The sequence below is a fragment of the Parahoeflea alexandrii genome (assembly GCF_024105735.1).
Taxonomy (GTDB): domain Bacteria; phylum Pseudomonadota; class Alphaproteobacteria; order Rhizobiales; family Rhizobiaceae; genus Hoeflea; species Hoeflea alexandrii.
In genome coordinates, this window is the sequence record NZ_JAAAML010000003.1 from 143,197 (window position 1) to 161,167 (window position 17,971).

Here is a 17,971-nt window from a genome sequence, read left to right on the forward strand (position 1 = left end):
AGGGGGAGATGTCACGAAGTGACAGAGGGGGGTAATGTAGCGACAACATCTGGTCTTGCGGAACATGGCAAGCTCATCCCCCTCTGTCGGCTACGCCGACATCTCCCCCGCAAGGGGGGAGATTGGAGTCCGCTGATCTACAGGCGAATGAAGCCAACATTTCAACAGGTTTAAGCGGTCACATGAGTACTCTTTTTCCAGAGTTCTTCGTAGTGCTCCGCTTTCATTCGACCGAGTTCTGCCTCTGCGCGCATGACTGACGCCGGTGACCGCTGAGCAATGTCTTTTATGGATTGCGAAACGAGCCACGACTCTCTGCTGTCTATGATGATCAGCCGGTCATGCAGCGCCTTTGCTGATGCATATCGAACTTCAACAGAATTTGCTTCTGAGATTTTATCTGCCGCCCACTTTAGTCCAGAAGCAAGGAGGCCCGAATGATTTTCAGATCTCTTGACTGTCAAGCAACGCATACCGTTGCCAGCAGCGCAATGAGGAGCAAAATAAGTATAGATATCGGAATTTAGGTACGGATCCACAATCATCATATGATCACAGGGCGTCTGCATAATTTTTACGAGAGCAGCGTAACCGTTCCACGTATCACCCGGCGGAATGAAAGCGCCTTGCATAGATAACGGAACTTGGAGTTCGGCGTGGCTCAATGCGTCATACAGCGGAATGAGGATTTTTTCACGACTATGCGCGAACGTTCCCAGAGAACTACGCGCTGTACGGAAATTGACTACGGCAGACATGAGCCCACTAGCGTCAAGGAGCGCATCAACCCTACCCAGCCACCTTATCTCCTTTTCCGTCAGCTCCTCTTCATATGTGAAAGCGGGCGCTTCACCAATTGCCGCTTCCAGCAATGCCAGTAACTGCTCCGGACTGATTGTGTGCTTATTGACCATAGGATTGTTTTGCGCCCTGGTGGTTGTGGGAGTCAAACGCCTTTCTCCACCATCGAATTCCTCCTCATCCCCACACAAATATCCCCCCAACATTTTCCACACCCTTTCCCCCCATGCGACACTACCCCCACCTTCCGTCCCGAACGGATGGCCGGGGCTGACGGAGCCCGGGCCGGCGGAAGGCGGTGAGTTCTGGCGCGCGGGCACCGTACCTGCGGGCCGGAAGCTTGCGAAGCGACACCCCGGCCAGCGCGGGGACCTGCCGGATTGAGGTGGATCAGGCCGAGGGTTTTATCCGCGCGAAGGACCGGAACCGGTTGAGGCAAGTGCAGCGCCCGCGCCTTTCTCACGAGAGGCAGGCAGGCGGCATGATCTTCAACCGGCGGCGTTTGATCCGCATCCCTGTCCGGGCGGGCTGCCCGGCTGCGGAACGCGGCGTCACCGCAAACGCCGGCCTGACAAGTCCCTGCCGCGCCTGACGGGTCTTCCTGTCCGGGCCGGGTGGGAGAGGGAGGTGTTCGGTTCCCGAAGGATCGAACGTGACGAAACCGCCCGGGGCTTGCGTCGAGTTTCGCGGGAAGAAGAGCCGGCCCGCGCCCGGAAGGCGTGGGAATTCCTCACCGGTGGGGCGCGGGTGACACGCGCCAAGCCAAATTCTTTCAACCACCACGGGCCTGTCGCCCGCGCCCCACGAGTCCGGATCGGGTCCGGACAAGGAGACTGCCCCCATGCCGCCGGCGAGTTTTTCGCGCGCGGGGTCTTGGCGTGGGCGTTCCCCCTCACCTGCAATTTCTAGCACTTAGCTAACGCTAAGATGCTGAAATTGCTTCCTCTCCCACCAGGGGCGAGGAGAGGGTGACGCGAGTTCCACAATTTGACCTCTCCCCTTGTGGGAGAGGATACAAAATCGCGATCTTAGCGCTGCTAAGTCGCAGATTTTGTTGGTGAGGGGGACGAGCGGTCATGATCATCCTCCCCCTACCGCTTCGGCCGCTCCAAGAGCGCCACCACTTCCACATGGCTCGACCACAAAAACTGGTCGATCGGCGTCACCGAAACCACCCGGTAGCCGCCCTTGATCAGGATCTCGAGGTCGCGCGCCAGTGTCACCGGATTGCAGGAGATGGCGGCGATGCGAGGGATGGCCGAGCGGGCGATGTCGGCCACCTGCACTTCCGCGCCTGCGCGCGGCGGGTCGAACACCAGCCCCTGGTAGCTCTTCAGCTCCGATACCATCAGCGGCCGGCGGAACAGGTCGCGCTTTTCCACCGTGACAGGCTTCAGCCCCTGCGTCCGCCGTGCGGCCTTGTCGAGTGCTGCGAGCGACGGCCCGTCGGCTTCCAAAGCATGCACATGGCTGGTCTCGGCCAGCCTCAGCGCGAAGGTGCCGGAGCCGGAGAACAGGTCCGCCACGCGCTTGGACTTCTTCAGGTGGCCGGTGACGAGATCGCCCATCACTTGCTCCGCGTCCTTGCTTGCCTGCACGAAGCCGCCCGGCGGCGGATTGACGATCACCCGGCCGAATTCGAGCTCCGGCGGCTGCTTCTCGATCAGGATTTCGCCGTTGAAGGTCAGCCGCGCGACGGTTGGTTCCGCCCGCACCGCCTGGATGATCCTGAGCCGGTCGGGCTCTGCGAGCTTGAACGGCGCCTCAGCGGCAAGATCGAGGCCGGGGGCTGCGTCGAGCACCGAGAGCCGGAACGCCTCCTTGCCGACCGCCACCGCCGTGGCCAGCCGCCTCAGCGCCGGCAGCGCCTGGTTGATCCGCTCAGAGGCGACCACGCAGGTCTCGACGTGAACGATGTGATGGCTCTGCGCCCGGTTGAAGCCGAGGATCGCGCCCTTGTCGGTGCGACGTGCGGCAAACACCACCCGCCGCCGCGTGTGTGGTTCACAGGACACCAGCGTCGCAACCTCGGCCGCAATGTTGCGGCTTTCCAGCGCCGCCACCACCAGCCCGCGCTTCCAGTCCTGATAAACGGTATCAGCCACATGCTGCAGCGCGCAGCCGCCACAGCCGGCGTTCTCCTCGTCGGGGCCGAAATGTGGGCACGGCGGCGTCACCCGGTCGGGCGAGGGGGTGAGCACCGCGATCAGCGAGGCGCGGCTCTTCTCGACCCCTGCATTGATCACGTCGCCCGGCACCGTGAAGGGGACGAAGATCTGGCCCTCGGGCGTTTCGGCAATGCCGTCGCCCTGTCCGCCAAGCCTTGTGATGTCCAGTTTGCGAGCGCTCATGTCTTGACGCCTCCGATGAGAAATTCGTGGTTGCCGTCTTGGCCCTCGATCGGCGAGGCGATGGGGCCGACGGCGCTCCAGCCGGGCTGCCCGCCCAGCCATCGGGCGAGATCCTCGGCGATGACCGGCCCCTGTGAAGGGTCCCTGAGCAAACCGCCCTTGCCGATGCCCGCGCGTCCCGCCTCGAACTGCGGCTTGACCAGCAGCACCGCAAAGGTCCCGGGCGCGGCAAGCGCGAGTGCGGGCGGCAGCGCCAGCTTCAGCGAGATGAAACTCACATCCGACACCACCGCGCCGACCTTGTGGCCGCCCAGATGCTCGCGGGCAAGATCCCGCGCATTGAGGCCCTCGAGATTGCTCACGCGCTGTTCGTCCGCAAGGCTCGCATGCAACTGGTCATGGCCGACATCGACCGCCAGCACATGCTCAGCACCGCGCTCGAGGAGCACCTGCGTGAAGCCGCCGGTCGAGGCACCGACATCGAGCGCCACCCGGCCTGACGGATCGAAGCCGAAACGGTCGAGCCCGGCGATCAGTTTCAGCGCCGCCCGCGAGACATAGGCCCGCGCCGCGTCCGAAAGCGTGATCTCCGCAGTCTCGCTCACCAGAGCGCCAGGCTTGGTGACGGGTTTGCCCTCGACCTGCACCGCGCCGCGCGCAATCGCGTCACGCGCCCGCGACCGGCTGTCGTAAAATCCGCGCCGGACCAGGATCTGGTCGAGCCGGTCCCTGTCGGAAACGCTGTGATGCGATGGGTCTGCCATGAGAGCCGTCTTGGCCCGGAAGGGCGGCGAGGGCAAGCGCTTTGTGCGGTGCAGCTTCCTTGTGCCGCCGTTCAGAAGAACAGGAAGCTGCCCTTGCTTTGCCGCTCGGTTGCCGTGGCCGCCGGCGTCTCTGCCCGGTTTCCGGCTACCGGGCGCTGCTCGGGCCGCGCTTCGGGCTTCGGCATGTCATTGGCAACCCGGAGCGGCGTGTCTTCGAAGATCTGCAGCTGTTTTGCCAGTGGCTGCATGGCTTCCGGCCGGACGGGCGCCTGCTGCCTGGCGATCACCTGCTCATTGATCATGGACGCCAGGTAATCGTCGCCCCCGACGCCCAACGATCCACGCATGTCGCCGAGCTTCGGGACAAGCATCCGGATCGCTGCTTCCTCGATGCGCTTGTCGTAGGTGGGTTTGGTCTCGGCGTGCGCAGGCAAAACCGTTACGCAAAACAAGGCCGCCGCGAGCGCGCGCGCATGGCATTTTCCCGCCTGTTTCATCGTCATTTGCAAAACGTCCCGAAGTCCCGTGCTGTTGTGAACAGACTAGCAGCGGGATGTTTCAGAACGCCCAAGACACGTGGTTAGGATCGGGCAAACATCTATGGTTTCAGAACGGTAACCTGGGCGCCACCGCGGTATTCGGCGTTGAGCGCGCGAAACACCGTGTCGACGATGCCCTTCCGGTCGAGCCCGGCGCGCGCATACATCGCGTCCGGCGAGGCATGGTCCATGAACATGTCGGGCATCACCAGCGAGCGCACCCTGAGACCGCCGTCGAGCAGGCCCTCGGTGGACAGGAACTGCAGCACGTGGCTGCCGAAACCGCCGACGGAGCCTTCCTCGATCGTGACCAGCACCTCATGGTGCCGCGCCAGCTGGCGGATCAGGTCATGGTCGAGCGGCTTGGCGAAACGGGCGTCGGCAACGGTGGTCGACAGCCCGGCGGCATTGAGATCTTCCGCCGCGACCAGGCATTCAGCCAGCCGTGTACCGAACGACAACAGCGCCACCTTGGAGCCTTCGCGTACGACACGGCCCTTGCCGATTTCGAGGATCTGGCCGCGTTCTGGCATCTCGACGCCGACGCCTTCGCCGCGCGGGTAGCGGAATGAGATCGGGCCTTCGTCGTATGCGGCCGCAGTGCGCACCATGTGCTTGAGCTCGGCCTCGTCGGAAGCCGCCATCACCACGAAGCCGGGCAGGCAAGCCAGGTAGGTCGTATCAAACGTCCCGGCATGGGTGGCGCCGTCGGCGCCGACGAAACCCGCCCGGTCGATCGGGAACCTGACGGGCAGCTTCTGGATCGCCACGTCGTGGACGACCTGGTCGTAGCCGCGCTGCAGGAAGGTGGAATAGATCGCGCAGAACGGCTTCATGCCCTCTGTCGCCATCCCGGCGGCAAAGGTCACCGCATGCTGTTCGGCAATGCCGACATCGAAGGTGCGGGTCGGGTGCACCTTGGCGAACTTGTCAACGCCGGTGCCGCCGGGCATCGCCGCGGTGATCGCCACGATCCTGTCGTCATGCGTCGCTTCCTGCGCCAGCGCTTCGCCGAACACCGTGGTGTAGCTCGGCGCATTCGGCTTGGCCTTGGCCTGGGTGCCGGTGACCACGTCGAACTTGGAAACGCCGTGATACTTGTCCGACGCGGCTTCCGCGGGCGCGTAGCCCTTGCCCTTTTGCGTGACCACGTGGATCAGCACCGGACCGTCGCCATTGTCGCGCACATTGCGCAGGACAGGCAGCAAATGGTCGAGATTGTGACCGTCGATCGGCCCGATGTGGTAGAAGCCCAGTTCCTCGAACATGGTGCCGCCGGTGACGTAGCCGCGGGCGTGCTCAACCGCGCGGGTGATCGCCCGGTCGATGTTCTTGCCCAGATAGGCGGTCAGTTTCTTGCCGGCTTCGCGGATGCCCATATAGGTGCGGCCCGAGGCCATCCGCGCCAGGTAGGCGCTCATCGCGCCGGTCGGCGGCGCGATCGACATGTCGTTGTCGTTGAGAATGACGATCAGCCGCGCATCCAGCGCTCCGGCATTGTTGAGTGCCTCGAACGCCATGCCCGCAGACATCGCGCCATCGCCGATCACCGAGATCACATTGCGCTTCATGCCCTGCAGTTCGCTCGCAACCGCCATGCCGAGGCCGGCGGAAATCGAGGTCGAGGAGTGGCCCGCGCCGAAATCGTCATACTCGCTCTCAGTGCGCTTGGTGAAGCCGGAAAGCCCGCCTTCCTGCCTCAGCGTCCGGATGCGGTCGCGGCGGCCGGTCAGGATCTTGTGCGGATAGCACTGGTGGCCAACGTCGAAGATTACCCGGTCATGCGGGGTTTCGAACACCTTGTGAATGGCGATCGTCAGTTCGACCACGCCGAGACCGGCGCCCAGGTGTCCGCCGGTGCGCGACACCGCGTCGATCATCTCGGCACGCAGTTCCTCGGCCAGCTGCGGCAACAGCTTGTCGTCGATGGCTTTAAGGTCGGATGGGAACCGGACGGTGTCCAGGAGCGGTGTTACGGGCGGGTTTGTCACGTCATGCCTCACAGTCTCTCAGGGCCTAGCCCGGAAACGCTGATGTGTAAACCCGGATTAACGTCTGAAATAAGGTCTGGGCGGACTTGCCACAGTTTGTTCTGCAGCGAATTCCGGCCGGCTTGGGCTCATTGTTCCGGTAGCGGGATGAACTCCTCAGCGTCGCCTGGTACGATGTCGAACCGTCCTGAGCGCCATTCCGCCTTGGCCTGTTCGATCCGTTCCTTCGACGAAGAGACGAAGTTCCACCAGATGTGCCGCTTGGTTGGAATGCTGTCGCCGCCAAACAGCATCATCCGCGCACCCGCCGCTCCGGCGGTCAGGGTGATCGCATCGCCGGGGCGGAACACCAGAAGCTGGTTCGGGCCGAAGCGGTCACCAGCGATCTCGATCTCGCCCTCAAGCAGGTAGAGCGCCCGCTCTTCCCACTCGGCGTCAAACGGCGCCGAGGTCGACGGCGATAGCGCCAGGTCGACATAGAGCGTACCGGTGTGCTGCGGCACCGGCGACGTGAGCCCGCCAAAACCGCCCATCACCACCCGCGCGCGGATACCTGCATCACGGATCTCCGGCAATTCGCTGGTGGCGATATGGGAAAAGGCCGGATCGATCTCTTCGAGATGGTCGGGCAGGGCAAGCCAGGTCTGCAGCCCGGACATCGGCATCTCGCCGCCGCGCATTTCTTCGGGCGAACGCTCGGAATGCACGATGCCGCGACCGGCGGTCATCAGGTTCACGTCACCGGGCTTGATTACCATTTCGGTGCCCAGGCTGTCGCGGTGGCGGATGGCGCCGTCAAAAAGGTAGGTCACTGTCGAAAGACCGATATGCGGGTGAGGGCGCACGTCCATGGCCTCGCCGCCCTTGAGGATCGCGGGCCCCATCCGGTCGAAGAAGATGAACGGGCCGACCATGCGCCGTCGCGCGGTCGGCAAGGCCCGTTTGACCGAAAACCCGCCGATGTCGCGCGAGGACGGAATGATCATCTGTTCGATTGCATCGCAGGCCGGGGCATCGCCGGGGTTCGGGTCATCCAGTCCGCCGAAATAGCTCATGCCGTGCTCCTGCGATGTTTCCGATCTACTCGGCGTCGAGCGGTTCGGTCCCTGCCGGCTGGCCCTGCCGGTCAAGCCGGATCTTCTCGATCCGCTTTTCAGCCGCTGAAAGTAGCTTTTCGCAATGGGCTTTCAAGGCTTCGCCGCGCTCGTAGATCTCGATCGACTTGTCCAGCGCCACGTCACCGCGTTCGAGCTGTTCGACGATGTTTTCGAGTTGCGCCACGGCAGCTTCGAAGCTCATTGCGGAAATGTCATTGGCTTCGCTCATGGCTCACCCCTCCTGCAGCCGGATCACGTGGGCTGCGGCCGATTCGGCCAGACCCACCAGATCATAGCCGCCTTCCAGCAGGCTGACGACCCGGTTGTCCGAATAGCGTCCGGCAATGTCCATCAGCTTGCCCGTCGCCCAGTCGAAATCGTCGGCCACCAGGTTGATCTCGGCCAGCGGATCGCGGTGGTGGGCGTCAAATCCTGCGGAGATGATGATCAGGTCCGGACGCGTTTCCTCCAGCGCCGGCAGGATCCGTGTCTTGAAGGCTTCGCGGAAATGGTCGCTGCCGTCATTGGCCGACAGCGGCGCATTGAAGATGTTGCCCTTGCCGGTTTCGCGCAGCGCGCCGGTTCCCGGATAGAGCGGCATCTGGTGCGTCGAACAGTAGATCACGCTCGGATCGTCGTAGAAGATGTCCTGCGTGCCGTTGCCGTGGTGCACGTCCCAGTCGATGATCGCCACCCGTTCCGCGCCATAGGCTTTCTGCGCGTGGCGCGCCGCAATCGCCGCCTGGTTGAACAGGCAGAACCCCATGGAGGTGGTTTTCTCGGCATGGTGACCGGGTGGCCGGGTTGCAACGAAAGCGTTGTCGGCTTCCTTCCGGAACACCGCATCCACCGCGGCCATCGCGCCGCCCACCGAAATCAGCGCCGCTTCCATCGAGCGCGGGCTTGCCGTGGTGTCAGAATCGATCCGCGAGAACCCGGTCTCGGGAATAGCCGCGCGGATCTTGGCGAGGTAGCTTTCCGGATGTGCCAGAAGCACCGACTCGGCCGCAGCCTCGGGCGCAAGGTGGCGCACCAGCGTGTTGAAATGCTCGTGTTCAAAGACAGCCTCGAGTGCTTTCATCCGGTCGGGCCGCTCGGGATGGCCGGCCGGCACCAGATGTTCGAGACAGATGGGATTGGAATAGTAAAACGTGGTCATCCGCTACATCTAGCGATGAACCGCGCCCGATGCCAGAGGGCAGCGGCACAGGAATTCACGGTGACACGACAATCAGCGTCCCATCCGCCGTCGCCGTGACCAGCCGTCCATCGACCGCGATGATCGCCTTGTCGATGGAACCGGGCAGGACGATATCGGCGCGGCCGGTCAGCGGAAATCTCAAGCGCCTGCGATCCTGTGAGGGCAGCACAAGCTCGATCCTGCCATCGAACTCGCCCACGGCCGACATCCCAAGTTCGCGCGATCCGATGATGTGGTTGGACACGTCGATGGCGATGTCATTGCGTTCGGAGAGCGCGCCATCCCGCAGGTCCAGCGAGAACAACCGCCCGCCGATATGCGGCGTGCGAACGCCGTAGAGCGTCAGACCGCCATCGTCCCGTGGAAGGAAACCCGCGATGTTGAGCCAGCGGTTGGTCTGGCCGTTCTCGGATCCTGCACCGCGCAAGGCAAGTTTGCCGTCTGCCAGTCCGAAAATCGCAACCGCCGCGCCGCCGGTTTTCGAAGCGCGGATGGTAATGACCTCGTTTGTTCCGTCCCCGTCCAGATCTGCAATGCGGGGAGTGATGTCCTCGAACACCTGCTCCGCCGGCAGCACGATTTCAAGTTGTTCGCCCGATGCGGTGACGGCAACCAGCGAGCCTGCTTCAATGGCGTCGCCGAGCACGCCATGCCCGTAGCGGGTGGTTGGCCGGCCATACCAGGCCTGCCGTATGTCGCCCGTCGTGGCCGGCGCAATGCGCCCGTCGGGAAGTGCGCCCTCAGGTGCGGCTTGCGCTTCGGCAGGTCTGGCAGAGGGTGTCAGGCACAATCTCGAGCCTGTATCGCATGCCGCCAGTGCAAACAGGTCCCCGCCGGCCTCGACAAGGGCGCCATCCGCTGTCGCTATGATCCGTTCGACTGGCGCGCCGGTTTCAACTGTATTGACGGACTGGCCAAACGCACCTGTCGCAAGACCGCAAACAAGAACAGGCAGAACTGGAAGGATACCGCGAAGCCGCATGATGTCACTCACCTTATTGCTGTCATTTCGGGTGGCCGGCAGGCCGCCGCTGGTTCAAAAGCCTTTCAGGAGCAATCGAAGCAGGCGAGACAATTGTCCAGACACAAAAGCCCTACGAGTCCATCACGGTCGCGTGAACCTTGCAGCCGCGATCTGCGACTGTGGTCGTGTCACTGTGCTTGGCGCTTTGAACAAAACACGAACGCATGTAGGCTCGACCCATGGTGATTCCCGTCTCGAACAAGGCTGCGCGCCGTATCTTCCTGGCCAGACAGGGGCTTTCGGCATCGCCGTCCCGCGCCTTGTCCAACGCCGGACTGTTGCAGCTGATCCACGATCTCGGCTTTGTCCAGCTCGACAGCATTTCCACCGTCGAGCGCGCCCACAACCAGATCCTGTTTTCCCGCAACCAGACCTTCAGGCCCGATCAGCTGCGGCAGTTGCTGGAAGAGGACAGGGCGCTGTTCGAGCATTGGACCCACGATGCGGCGATCGTGCCGTGCGAATTCTATCCCTACTGGAAGCACAAGTTCCGCCGCTGCGAGGCGCCGATGCGCAAACGCTGGGCCAAGTGGCACGGCGAGGATTTCGATCACGCCTTTGGCGAGACCTACGAGCGGATTGCCGAAGGCGGCGCGGTGCTCGCCCGCGAAGTCAAGCAGGCCGACCATAAGTCGGGTGGCTGGTGGCAGTGGCATCCCTCCAAGAAGGCGCTGGAGTTTTTCTGGCACACCGGCAAGCTGGCGATCAGCGCGCGGCAGAACTTCCAGAAGGTCTATGATCTTACCGAGCGTGTCATCCCCGGCCATCATCTGGAGCAGGAGGTTTCCCACGCGGAGTTCATCGACTGGGCCTGCTTGAGCGCGCTCGAACGGCTCGGCTTTGCCACCCATGGCGAGATTTCTGCGTTCTGGGATCTGGTCTCGCCGGAGGAGGCAAAAGACTGGGTCGCCGCCAATCGTGACCGGCTGCAGGAAGTCGAGATCGAGTGTGAAGGCGGCGGCAAGCCGCGTGCGTCCTTTGCGCTGCAAGGCTTCTCCGCGGACCCGGAGGCATGGCCCGAACCGCCGGGCCGGATCCGTGTCCTCAGTCCCTTTGATCCGCTGCTGCGGGACCGCAACCGTGCCGAACGGCTGTTCGGCTTCCGCTACCGCATCGAGGTCTTCGTGCCCGAACCGCAACGCGAATACGGCTACTACGTCTTCCCGCTGCTCGAAGCCGACCGGCTGATCGGCCGCATCGACATGAAGGCCGACCGCAAGTCAGGTGTGCTGAATGTCACCCGGCTTTGGCTTGAGCCGAAGGTCCGCGCGTCCGCGGGCCGCATGGCGAGACTCGACTCCGAGCTGGCACGCATTGCCCGCTTCGCCGGCGTCGGCGAGATCGTCTATGCCGAAGGTTGGAACCGGGGGCTTTGAGAGCGGCCGGTGCGGTTTCCCGGCGACACTGTGTCCTTGCCATTTTCCGGGTATTTTCCGTCCCCGCAGTTGTTGATTGCCGCAGGGTGTGAAAAATACACCACATGCGGCCCCCGGGGTCGCGGATATGGAAATCGAGTTCGGGACCAGTTCATGGCCAGGCCTGTCATTGGCGTTATCGGCAATTACCACAATCTGGAAAACCGGTTTTCGGTTCAGCTGGCCGGGCAAAACAACCTTCAGGCCGTTGCCGACGTGGCCGATGCCCTGCCGCTGATTTTCGCCGGCAATCCGGCCATCACCGACATTGCAGATCTGCTGGCCGTCGTGGATGGCGTGCTCTTGACCGGAGCCAGGGCCAACGTCCACCCGGTCCGGTTTGGCGCCGCTCCCGACCCGAAGCATGAACCCTATGACGAGGACCGGGACTCGGTGGCGCTGGCGCTGATCGAGGCCTGCCTCGAAAAGTCGGTGCCGCTGTTTGGTATCTGCCGCGGTTTTCAGGAGATGAACGTGGCCGGCGGCGGGTCGCTGCATCCGGAAATCCGGGAATTGCCGGGCCGGATGAATCACCGCATGCCTCGCCTCGAGACCGGCGAGATCCATCCCGATCCGGAAGTCGTCTTCGCCGACCGGCACGATGTGCGGCTGACCCCCGATGGCGTCTTTGCCCGCATCCTTGGGCGCGACCTGATCCGGGTGAACTCGCTGCACGGGCAGGGGATTCTCGACGTCGGCGAACGGATTGTCGCCGAGGGTGTTGCCGAAGACGGAACCATCGAAGCCATCCGCGTCAGGGACGCGGCCGGCTTCGCGCTCGGCGTTCAATGGCACGCCGAATACGACCCGCAAACCAATCCGGTCAACAGGTCACTTTTCGAAGCCTTCGGCGATGCGGTCCGGGCCTACAAACAGAGGCGCTAGATGATTTCGGTGGACGAAATCTGGATGCCGAAGCCCTCGAGCCCGACATAGTGGCGTTCGCGCGACGCGAAGAGCTTGATCGAGCTGATACCGAGATCCTTGAGAATCTGCGCGCCCAGTCCGATTTCCAGCCACTCGTCCTCGCGCGCCTGCGCTTCGGCATGGCCTTCGCCCTCGATCAGCGCCGTGCGGCGCGAGGCCTGCGGCCCGACACCAACTGAACCTTCGCGCAGATAGATCACCACGCCACGGCCTTCCGCGGCCATCTTCTCCATGATCGCGTTCATCGGCGCCTTTTTGGAGAACACGTCGTTGACCACCGATTCCTGGTGCAGCCGTACCGGCACATTGACGCCGTCGCGGATGTCGCCGAACACCACTGCCAGGTGATGCATCGGATCCCAGGGCAGCTTGTAGGTGGAGGCCTTGGCCTTGCCGGCGACGGTGTCGACGTCGAAGCTGTCGATGTGCTCGATCAGCGTTTCCTTGCGCTGCCGGTAGGCGATCAGGTCGGCCACCGAAACCTGCTTGAGACCGTGCTTGACCGAGAACGCGTCGACCTGCTCGCCGCGGGTCACCGTGCCGTCATCATTGACCAGTTCGCAGATCACCGCGATCGGCGGCAGGCTGGCGAGCCTGCACAAATCGACTGCGGCTTCGGTATGGCCCGACCGCATCAGCACGCCGCCTTCGCGCGCGATCAGCGGAAAGATGTGGCCCGGCCGGGTGAAGTCGCTGGCGCCGGCATTCGGATTGGCCAGATTGCGTGCCGTCAGCGTCCGGTCATCGGCGGAAATGCCGGTGGTGGTGCCATGCTTGTAGTCGACCGACACGGTGAATGCCGTGGTATGGGCGGAATCGTTCTCCGCGACCATGGCATTGAGGTTCAGCCGCTTGGCTTCCTCGCGTGGCATCGGCGTGCAGACGATGCCCGATGTGTGGCGCACGATGAAGGCCATCTTCTCTGGCGTGCAGTGGACCGCGGCGACGATCAGGTCGCCTTCGTTCTCGCGTCCGCCGTCATCGGTAACAACAACGATTTCACCGGCCTCAAAGGCGCGGATTGCTTCAACGACGCGGGCTTGATCATAGCTCATAGGGCAGTCTCTCAATCGAGGCGGCCGGTCTGGCCGCGGTCTCTCAGGTAATGGTCGGCCAGTGCGCAGGCAACCATGGCTTCACCGATGGGAACGGCACGAATGCCGACGCAGGGGTCGTGCCGGCCCTTGGTCCTCACATCCACTTCATTGCCGTCGGAGTCAATCGAACGCCGGTCGTTCAGGATCGACGAGGTTGGTTTCACCGCAAACCGTGCCACCACCGGCTGCCCGGTCGAAATCCCGCCCAGGATGCCGCCGGCATTGTTGGACAGGAATACTGGCTTGCCGTCGGCGCCGATGCGCATTTCGTCGGCGTTCTGTTCTCCGCTGATACGCGCCGCTTCGAAACCGTTGCCAATCTCGACACCCTTGACCGCGTTGATCGACATCAGGTTGGAGCAGATGTCCTGGTCCAGCTTGGCATAGATCGGTGCACCCAACCCGGCGGGCACATTCTCGGCCACCACCTCTATGACGGCGCCAACCGAAGAGCCCGCCTTGCGGATCGCGTCGAGATATTCTTCCCAGACCGGAACCGTTTCGGGATCGGGGCAGAAGAACGGATTGCTGTCGACTTCGGCCCAGTCCCAGTTGTCGCGGTTGATTCGGTGTTCGCCGATCTGCACCAGTGCCGCGCGCACCGTCACGTCAGGAACCACCAGCCGCGCCAGCCCCCCGGCGGCAACGCGCGCGGCTGTTTCCCGAGCCGACGAGCGGCCGCCGCCGCGATAGTCGCGCACGCCATATTTGAGGTCATACGTGTAGTCGGCATGGCCTGGCCGGTAGCGCTTGGCGATCTCTGAATAGTCCTTCGAGCGCTGGTCGGTGTTCTCGATCAGCATCGAGACCGGAGTGCCGGTTGTAACCAGCCCGCCATCATCCTCTCGCATCACGCCGGAGAGAATCTTGACCAGGTCGTCCTCGCGCCGCTGTGTGACAAAGCGCGACTGGCCCGGCTTGCGCTTGTCCATCCAGTGCTGCAGCCCGGCCTCGGTGAACCGGATGCCGGGAGGGCAGCCGTCAACGATGCAGCCCAGCGCCGGCCCGTGGCTCTCGCCCCAGGTGGTCACGCGGAACAGGTGGCCGAAAGTGTTGTGCGACATGCGTTGCAACCATAAAACAGCGCGGACCGGGTCCGCATTTGAGGGTTCAGGGTGACTTCTAGATGATCGAGGCCCCCGGGGGGAAGCCTTTTTGTTGCCCGCGTTTTTGTTGGCATCCATTTCATTGACAAGGCAATTGTTTGCGGCTCAATTGGCGGCGTCAATTTTGCCACATTCTGCCTCTTCATAGAGGCAACTCAAAACCATTCTCAAGGACTGCCCGATGCGTATTGCAATCTCCGCCCTTTTGGCTGTTTCCGCCCTGCTAGCACCGATCGTTGCAATGGCGCAAAGCGCCGACGCCACCGGCAAGATCGCCGATGTTTCCACGGCAGATCAGACCATCAAGCTCAATGATGGCAAGGTTTATGTCACCCCCGCGGAGTTCAATTTCGAAGGTCTGGAAAAGAACGTTGAAGTTGTCATTTTCTACACGGTCGTCGATGGCAAGCGGATGATCAACGATCTCGAAGTGGTGCAGTAGTCACCGCGATTTCTCTATACCCAGCCGATTGATTCGCCGTCTGTCCTGAGGACCCGGTCCTGGGGAATGTCGATCACGGCGGCATCATCGCCCGCGATCTTGCCGATGCGGTTGAACAGAGTGCGGATTACGCCGCCATGGGCAACACAGATGGTCGGCCGGTCAAGTTTGGACAGAAACCTGTCCGTGCGCTCCGCCAGCATGGCGTAGCTTTCCGCCCGGTCACCCGGCGGTCGGAATTGCCATTTTCCCTTGTTGCGCTGCTCGATCAGCTGCGGCGAATGCGCTTCGACTTCGACCAGCGTCTGGCCTTCCCAGTCGCCGAAGGACAGCTCCACCAGAAGCGGATCGGTGCGATAGGCGAGGGGGTCGAGGCCTGCGGCGGTGCGGACCAGTTCCATGGTCTCGCGCGTCCGCCCCAACGGGCTTGCCACCCAGTCAAACTCATCAAGTGGAAGCTCGAGCGACGTCAGCTTTGCAAGGGCGAGGCCGTTGCCTGTCGCCTGGCCACGTCCGGTGTCGTTGAGCGGGATGTCCCGCGCTCCCTGCAGCCGCTCCTCCCTGTTGTAGTCCGTCTGCCCGTGGCGGATTACGTAGAGAAGCATGCATCATTCCTCATCGGAGAGAGTGGATTCCAACCGCGGCGCCCATTCGGACGCGCGCGAGTCGCTCATCACTGTGAATAGATGCAAAGCCGGTCCAAGTGAAGTGACCTGGACGGCAAAGGCCAAAGGCGTCAGACGACGCTGATGTCGGGCGCGTCTACGGCCTTCATGCCGACCGTGTGATAGCCCGAATCCACATGCAGGATCTCGCCGGTCACGCCGCGCGACAGATCGGACACCAGGTAAAGCGCGGAATCGCCGACCTCATCGATGGTGACCGTGCGCTTGAGCGGCGAGTTGTACTCGTTCCACTTCAGGATATAGCGGAAATCGCCGATCCCCGAGGCGGCCAGCGTCTTGATCGGGCCTGCCGAGATTGCGTTGACGCGGATGTTGGAGGCACCCAGGTCAACCGCGAGATAGCGTACGCTGGCCTCCAGCGCTGCCTTGGCGACGCCCATCACGTTGTAGTGCGGCATCACCTTTTCGGCGCCGTAATAGGTCAGGGTAATGATCGAGCCGCCATCGGTCATCAGTGGCTCGGCCCGCTTGGCCACAGCCGTCAGCGAATAGACCGAGATGTCCATGGTACGGCTGAAATTCTCGCGGGTCGTCTCGACGTAGCGGCCGGTCAGCTCATCCTTGTCGGAGAATGCGATCGCGTGAACCACGAAATCCAGCTTGCCCCAGCGCGCTTCGAGGTCCGCGAAGACCGCGTCGATCGTGTCCAGGTCGGTGACATCGCAATGACCGGCCACGATGGCCCCCAGTTCCGTGGCCAGCGGCTCGACGCGCTTCTTGAGCGCCTCGCCCTGGTAGGTCAGCGCGAGTTCGGCGCCAGCATCCGCGCAAGCCTTGGCAATGCCCCAGGCGATCGACCGATTGTTCGCCACGCCCATGATCAGGCCGCGCTTGCCCTTCATCAGGCCGGAAGTGTCAGCCATTGCATTCTCCCTCGAATTTGTCGCGATGGCTATGGCACACGGGGCGTGCCGCCGCAAGTCAGGCCAATCGATTGGGTTAACCGCCGGGCGCTCAGCTTCAGCAGCCCGCGCCGCCTACAGATACCAGGCTTTCTTGCTCGATCGCATCAGGTCCTTGAGGTTGGGATCTGGTTTTTCAGGCAGCATCACACGCAGATGCACGTGCAGGGATCCCCGTTTGCCCTTGGGCTTGGGGAGCCCCTTCTCCTTGATCTCCAGCACCGTGTCAGAGCCCGACCATTCGGGCACGTCGATACGAAGTGGCCCGTCCAGCCCCTCGTAGACGAATGAACCGCCAAGCACCGCCTCCGCCAGTTCGATCGGGTGATCTCCGTGAAGATCGCTGCCCGAAGAACGGAACCGGTCGTGGGGCTGATGGCGCACCGTCACCACGGCATCACCGTAAAGCTGTGGGTTTGGCGAGGAAACAACGATTTCGCCACCATCGACGGTCCCGGCCGGCACCTCGTAGGTAACCGTCTCCACATCGCCGAACATCAGTTCCTCTTCACAGCCGGAAAAGGCCGTTTCCAGAGTGATGTCGATCTGGTGGTAGGTCGATGGCAGGACGGTCTTGGGCTTGTGACGAGATTTCCATTTCTTGAACAGGTTATCGAGCGTGGTGAGCGGATCCTCATCCATTCCCGGTGCATCGGTCTTGGTCCGTTGCCCTGTCTTGTCCTGAGCCTGTTCCTTGGTTTTCTTGGCGGCGGCGTCGCCGAAGATATGTACCACCATGTCCTCGAACTTCGCTTCGTCCAGCGCATCCGAGGATTGATTGGCAGCCGTTGGCTGTGGCCGCGGCTTGGGCGGTGAATCCTTGAAATTCTTGAAAGGATTGGCCGTGAAACCCCGCGAGGGTCGTGCCTGCCGGCGTCCGCGGGCGTCGATATGCCCATTGTCGAACTTCAGACGCAATTCGGGATCGATCAGCATCTTGTAGGCATGGGCTATCTCCGCAAACCGGCTTCCGGCCTGCGGATCATCCGGATTTTGGTCCGGATGCCAAATCTTTGCGAGCTGCCGGTAGGCACTCTTAATATCGGCGGCTTTCGCCGTCGTATTGACGCCGAGCACCGTGTACGGACTACGCATGTTACATCCCCGTATGGGCTAATAGAGGAATCCTAACGAAGATTTGCTAACCATCGGTGTATGAAAAAGACGATTGCGTCGCCAAAATTGGAATTTTTTTCTCAGCCTTCCGGACGGTCCAGGCTGACGAGATCCCATCCGCCGTCGGGCCGCTGGCAGACCCGTCCTTCAAGAAGCGACACGCCGTCGAAACTGTGGCGGGTGGTCTTGAACATCCGGCATGGCCTTGCGCCGTCATTCAGCGTTGCAAGGTTGGAAACAACGCCGGCCGACCCCGTGAGCGAATTCGACCAGGGTTGCGTGGTTGCGAAATCGGTCTGGCTCAGGCCGCCCACCAGATCGCGGATGACGATCTCGTCGGACATGATTTCGCTTTCGGCGGACAGCGGAGCGATGGCTGCGGTCGTTACGGGATCGACCGAGAGTACGGAGACGGCGGAGGAGCCGCCTCCCATGCAGGCCGACAGGGTCAGGCATGCCGGCAGTACCAGCGCCAAAACCGCGCGGTAAACCGTCACGCTCTTTTCCCTGTT

18 protein-coding genes are annotated in these 17,971 nt (G+C 62.7%); 3 read left to right on the forward strand and 15 right to left on the reverse strand.

The features are described 5' to 3' along the window. Positions 1 to 170: 170 nt before the first annotated feature. The 9 genes from GTW23_RS15545 to GTW23_RS15585 all read right to left on the reverse strand — a co-directional run bounded on the left by GTW23_RS15545 (position 171) and on the right by GTW23_RS15585 (position 9,738). A complete protein-coding gene (locus GTW23_RS15545) occupies positions 171 to 950 on the reverse strand; it encodes a hypothetical protein (protein WP_252916423.1) in 780 nt (259 codons plus the stop codon). A gap of 942 nt (positions 951 to 1,892) precedes the next feature. Then, positions 1,893 to 3,152, reverse strand: coding sequence for a class I SAM-dependent RNA methyltransferase (locus GTW23_RS15550; protein ID WP_252916424.1), 1,260 nt, complete (start codon positions 3,150 to 3,152; stop codon positions 1,893 to 1,895). Then, positions 3,149 to 3,916 carry a TlyA family RNA methyltransferase gene (locus GTW23_RS15555; protein WP_252916425.1) on the reverse strand — a complete coding sequence of 256 codons (768 nt, stop codon included), beginning with the start codon at positions 3,914 to 3,916 and terminating at the stop codon, positions 3,149 to 3,151. Before GTW23_RS15555 ends, GTW23_RS15550 begins: the two co-directional genes overlap by 4 nt. 71 nt (positions 3,917 to 3,987) lie before the next feature. Beyond that, on the reverse strand, positions 3,988 to 4,419 hold the full coding sequence (locus GTW23_RS15560; RefSeq protein ID WP_252916426.1) for a hypothetical protein: 432 nt from the start codon (positions 4,417 to 4,419) through the stop codon (positions 3,988 to 3,990). A 95-nt stretch (positions 4,420 to 4,514) separates the two neighbouring features. Next, on the reverse strand, positions 4,515 to 6,446 hold the full coding sequence (gene dxs, locus GTW23_RS15565) for a 1-deoxy-D-xylulose-5-phosphate synthase (RefSeq protein WP_252916427.1): 1,932 nt from the start codon (positions 6,444 to 6,446) through the stop codon (positions 4,515 to 4,517). A 128-nt stretch (positions 6,447 to 6,574) separates the two neighbouring features. Further along, positions 6,575 to 7,501, reverse strand: a complete 927-nt coding sequence (locus GTW23_RS15570) for a pirin family protein (RefSeq protein ID WP_152009622.1) — start codon at positions 7,499 to 7,501, stop codon at positions 6,575 to 6,577. Between the two features lie 25 nt (positions 7,502 to 7,526). Then, positions 7,527 to 7,772, reverse strand: coding sequence for an exodeoxyribonuclease VII small subunit (locus GTW23_RS15575; RefSeq protein WP_252916428.1), 246 nt, complete (start codon positions 7,770 to 7,772; stop codon positions 7,527 to 7,529). 3 nt (positions 7,773 to 7,775) lie between these two features. Then, on the reverse strand, positions 7,776 to 8,702 hold the full coding sequence (locus tag GTW23_RS15580) for a histone deacetylase family protein (protein WP_252916429.1): 927 nt from the start codon (positions 8,700 to 8,702) through the stop codon (positions 7,776 to 7,778). 55 nt (positions 8,703 to 8,757) lie between these two features. Continuing rightward, positions 8,758 to 9,738 (reverse strand): hypothetical protein, encoded by a 981-nt coding sequence (locus GTW23_RS15585; RefSeq protein ID WP_252916430.1) that lies wholly within the window; start codon positions 9,736 to 9,738, stop codon positions 8,758 to 8,760. Positions 9,739 to 9,947: 209 nt separating this feature from the next. Here GTW23_RS15585 and GTW23_RS15590 point away from each other — a divergent pair, with 209 nt between their 5' ends. Further along, positions 9,948 to 11,144, forward strand: a complete 1,197-nt coding sequence (locus GTW23_RS15590) for a winged helix-turn-helix domain-containing protein (RefSeq protein WP_252916431.1) — start codon at positions 9,948 to 9,950, stop codon at positions 11,142 to 11,144. A gap of 153 nt (positions 11,145 to 11,297) precedes the next feature. Beyond that, positions 11,298 to 12,068 (forward strand): gamma-glutamyl-gamma-aminobutyrate hydrolase family protein, encoded by a 771-nt coding sequence (locus GTW23_RS15595; protein WP_252916432.1) that lies wholly within the window; start codon positions 11,298 to 11,300, stop codon positions 12,066 to 12,068. Here the strand turns inward: GTW23_RS15595 and ribB are convergent. Further along, positions 12,065 to 13,165 (reverse strand): 3,4-dihydroxy-2-butanone-4-phosphate synthase, encoded by a 1,101-nt coding sequence (ribB, locus tag GTW23_RS15600; protein WP_252916433.1) that lies wholly within the window; start codon positions 13,163 to 13,165, stop codon positions 12,065 to 12,067. The two genes, GTW23_RS15595 and ribB, sit on opposite strands and share 4 nt — an antisense overlap. Before the next feature lie 11 nt (positions 13,166 to 13,176). Continuing rightward, complete coding sequence (gene aroC, locus GTW23_RS15605) at positions 13,177 to 14,271, reverse strand: chorismate synthase (RefSeq protein WP_252916434.1); 1,095 nt, start codon at positions 14,269 to 14,271, stop codon at positions 13,177 to 13,179. 223 nt (positions 14,272 to 14,494) lie between these two features. On the opposite strand from aroC, the gene GTW23_RS15610 reads away from it, so the two are divergent. Beyond that, positions 14,495 to 14,755 (forward strand): DUF1344 domain-containing protein, encoded by a 261-nt coding sequence (locus tag GTW23_RS15610; RefSeq protein ID WP_152009615.1) that lies wholly within the window; start codon positions 14,495 to 14,497, stop codon positions 14,753 to 14,755. A 14-nt stretch (positions 14,756 to 14,769) separates the two neighbouring features. Here the strand turns inward: GTW23_RS15610 and GTW23_RS15615 are convergent, their stop codons facing one another. The 4 genes from GTW23_RS15615 to GTW23_RS15630 all read right to left on the reverse strand — a co-directional run bounded on the left by GTW23_RS15615 (position 14,770) and on the right by GTW23_RS15630 (position 17,956). Beyond that, complete coding sequence (locus GTW23_RS15615) at positions 14,770 to 15,360, reverse strand: histidine phosphatase family protein (RefSeq protein WP_252916435.1); 591 nt, start codon at positions 15,358 to 15,360, stop codon at positions 14,770 to 14,772. Positions 15,361 to 15,491: 131 nt separating this feature from the next. Continuing rightward, a complete protein-coding gene (gene fabI, locus GTW23_RS15620) occupies positions 15,492 to 16,304 on the reverse strand; it encodes an enoyl-ACP reductase FabI (RefSeq protein WP_252916436.1) in 813 nt (270 codons plus the stop codon). A 114-nt stretch (positions 16,305 to 16,418) separates the two neighbouring features. Continuing rightward, complete coding sequence (locus tag GTW23_RS15625; protein WP_252916437.1) at positions 16,419 to 17,438, reverse strand: DnaJ C-terminal domain-containing protein; 1,020 nt, start codon at positions 17,436 to 17,438, stop codon at positions 16,419 to 16,421. Positions 17,439 to 17,539: 101 nt separating this feature from the next. Then, on the reverse strand, positions 17,540 to 17,956 hold the full coding sequence (locus GTW23_RS15630) for an RT0821/Lpp0805 family surface protein (RefSeq protein WP_193217306.1): 417 nt from the start codon (positions 17,954 to 17,956) through the stop codon (positions 17,540 to 17,542). Between the last annotated feature and the right edge of the window lie 15 nt (positions 17,957 to 17,971).

Coding starts and splice junctions, on each gene's coding strand:
- GTW23_RS15550 (WP_252916424.1), bottom strand. CDS start 3,152: ATGAGCGCTCGCAAACTGGACATCACAAGGCTTGGCGGACAGGGCGAC.
- GTW23_RS15555 (WP_252916425.1), bottom strand. CDS start 3,916: ATGGCAGACCCATCGCATCACAGCGTTTCCGACAGGGACCGGCTCGAC.
- GTW23_RS15560 (WP_252916426.1), bottom strand. CDS start 4,419: ATGACGATGAAACAGGCGGGAAAATGCCATGCGCGCGCGCTCGCGGCG.
- GTW23_RS15570 (WP_152009622.1), bottom strand. CDS start 7,501: ATGAGCTATTTCGGCGGACTGGATGACCCGAACCCCGGCGATGCCCCG.
- GTW23_RS15575 (WP_252916428.1), bottom strand. CDS start 7,772: ATGAGCGAAGCCAATGACATTTCCGCAATGAGCTTCGAAGCTGCCGTG.
- GTW23_RS15580 (WP_252916429.1), bottom strand. CDS start 8,702: ATGACCACGTTTTACTATTCCAATCCCATCTGTCTCGAACATCTGGTG.
- GTW23_RS15590 (WP_252916431.1), top strand. CDS start 9,948: ATGGTGATTCCCGTCTCGAACAAGGCTGCGCGCCGTATCTTCCTGGCC.
- GTW23_RS15595 (WP_252916432.1), top strand. CDS start 11,298: ATGGCCAGGCCTGTCATTGGCGTTATCGGCAATTACCACAATCTGGAA.
- ribB (WP_252916433.1), bottom strand. CDS start 13,165: ATGAGCTATGATCAAGCCCGCGTCGTTGAAGCAATCCGCGCCTTTGAG.
- aroC (WP_252916434.1), bottom strand. CDS start 14,271: ATGTCGCACAACACTTTCGGCCACCTGTTCCGCGTGACCACCTGGGGC.
- GTW23_RS15610 (WP_152009615.1), top strand. CDS start 14,495: ATGCGTATTGCAATCTCCGCCCTTTTGGCTGTTTCCGCCCTGCTAGCA.
- GTW23_RS15615 (WP_252916435.1), bottom strand. CDS start 15,360: ATGCTTCTCTACGTAATCCGCCACGGGCAGACGGACTACAACAGGGAG.
- fabI (WP_252916436.1), bottom strand. CDS start 16,304: ATGGCTGACACTTCCGGCCTGATGAAGGGCAAGCGCGGCCTGATCATG.
- GTW23_RS15625 (WP_252916437.1), bottom strand. CDS start 17,438: ATGCGTAGTCCGTACACGGTGCTCGGCGTCAATACGACGGCGAAAGCC.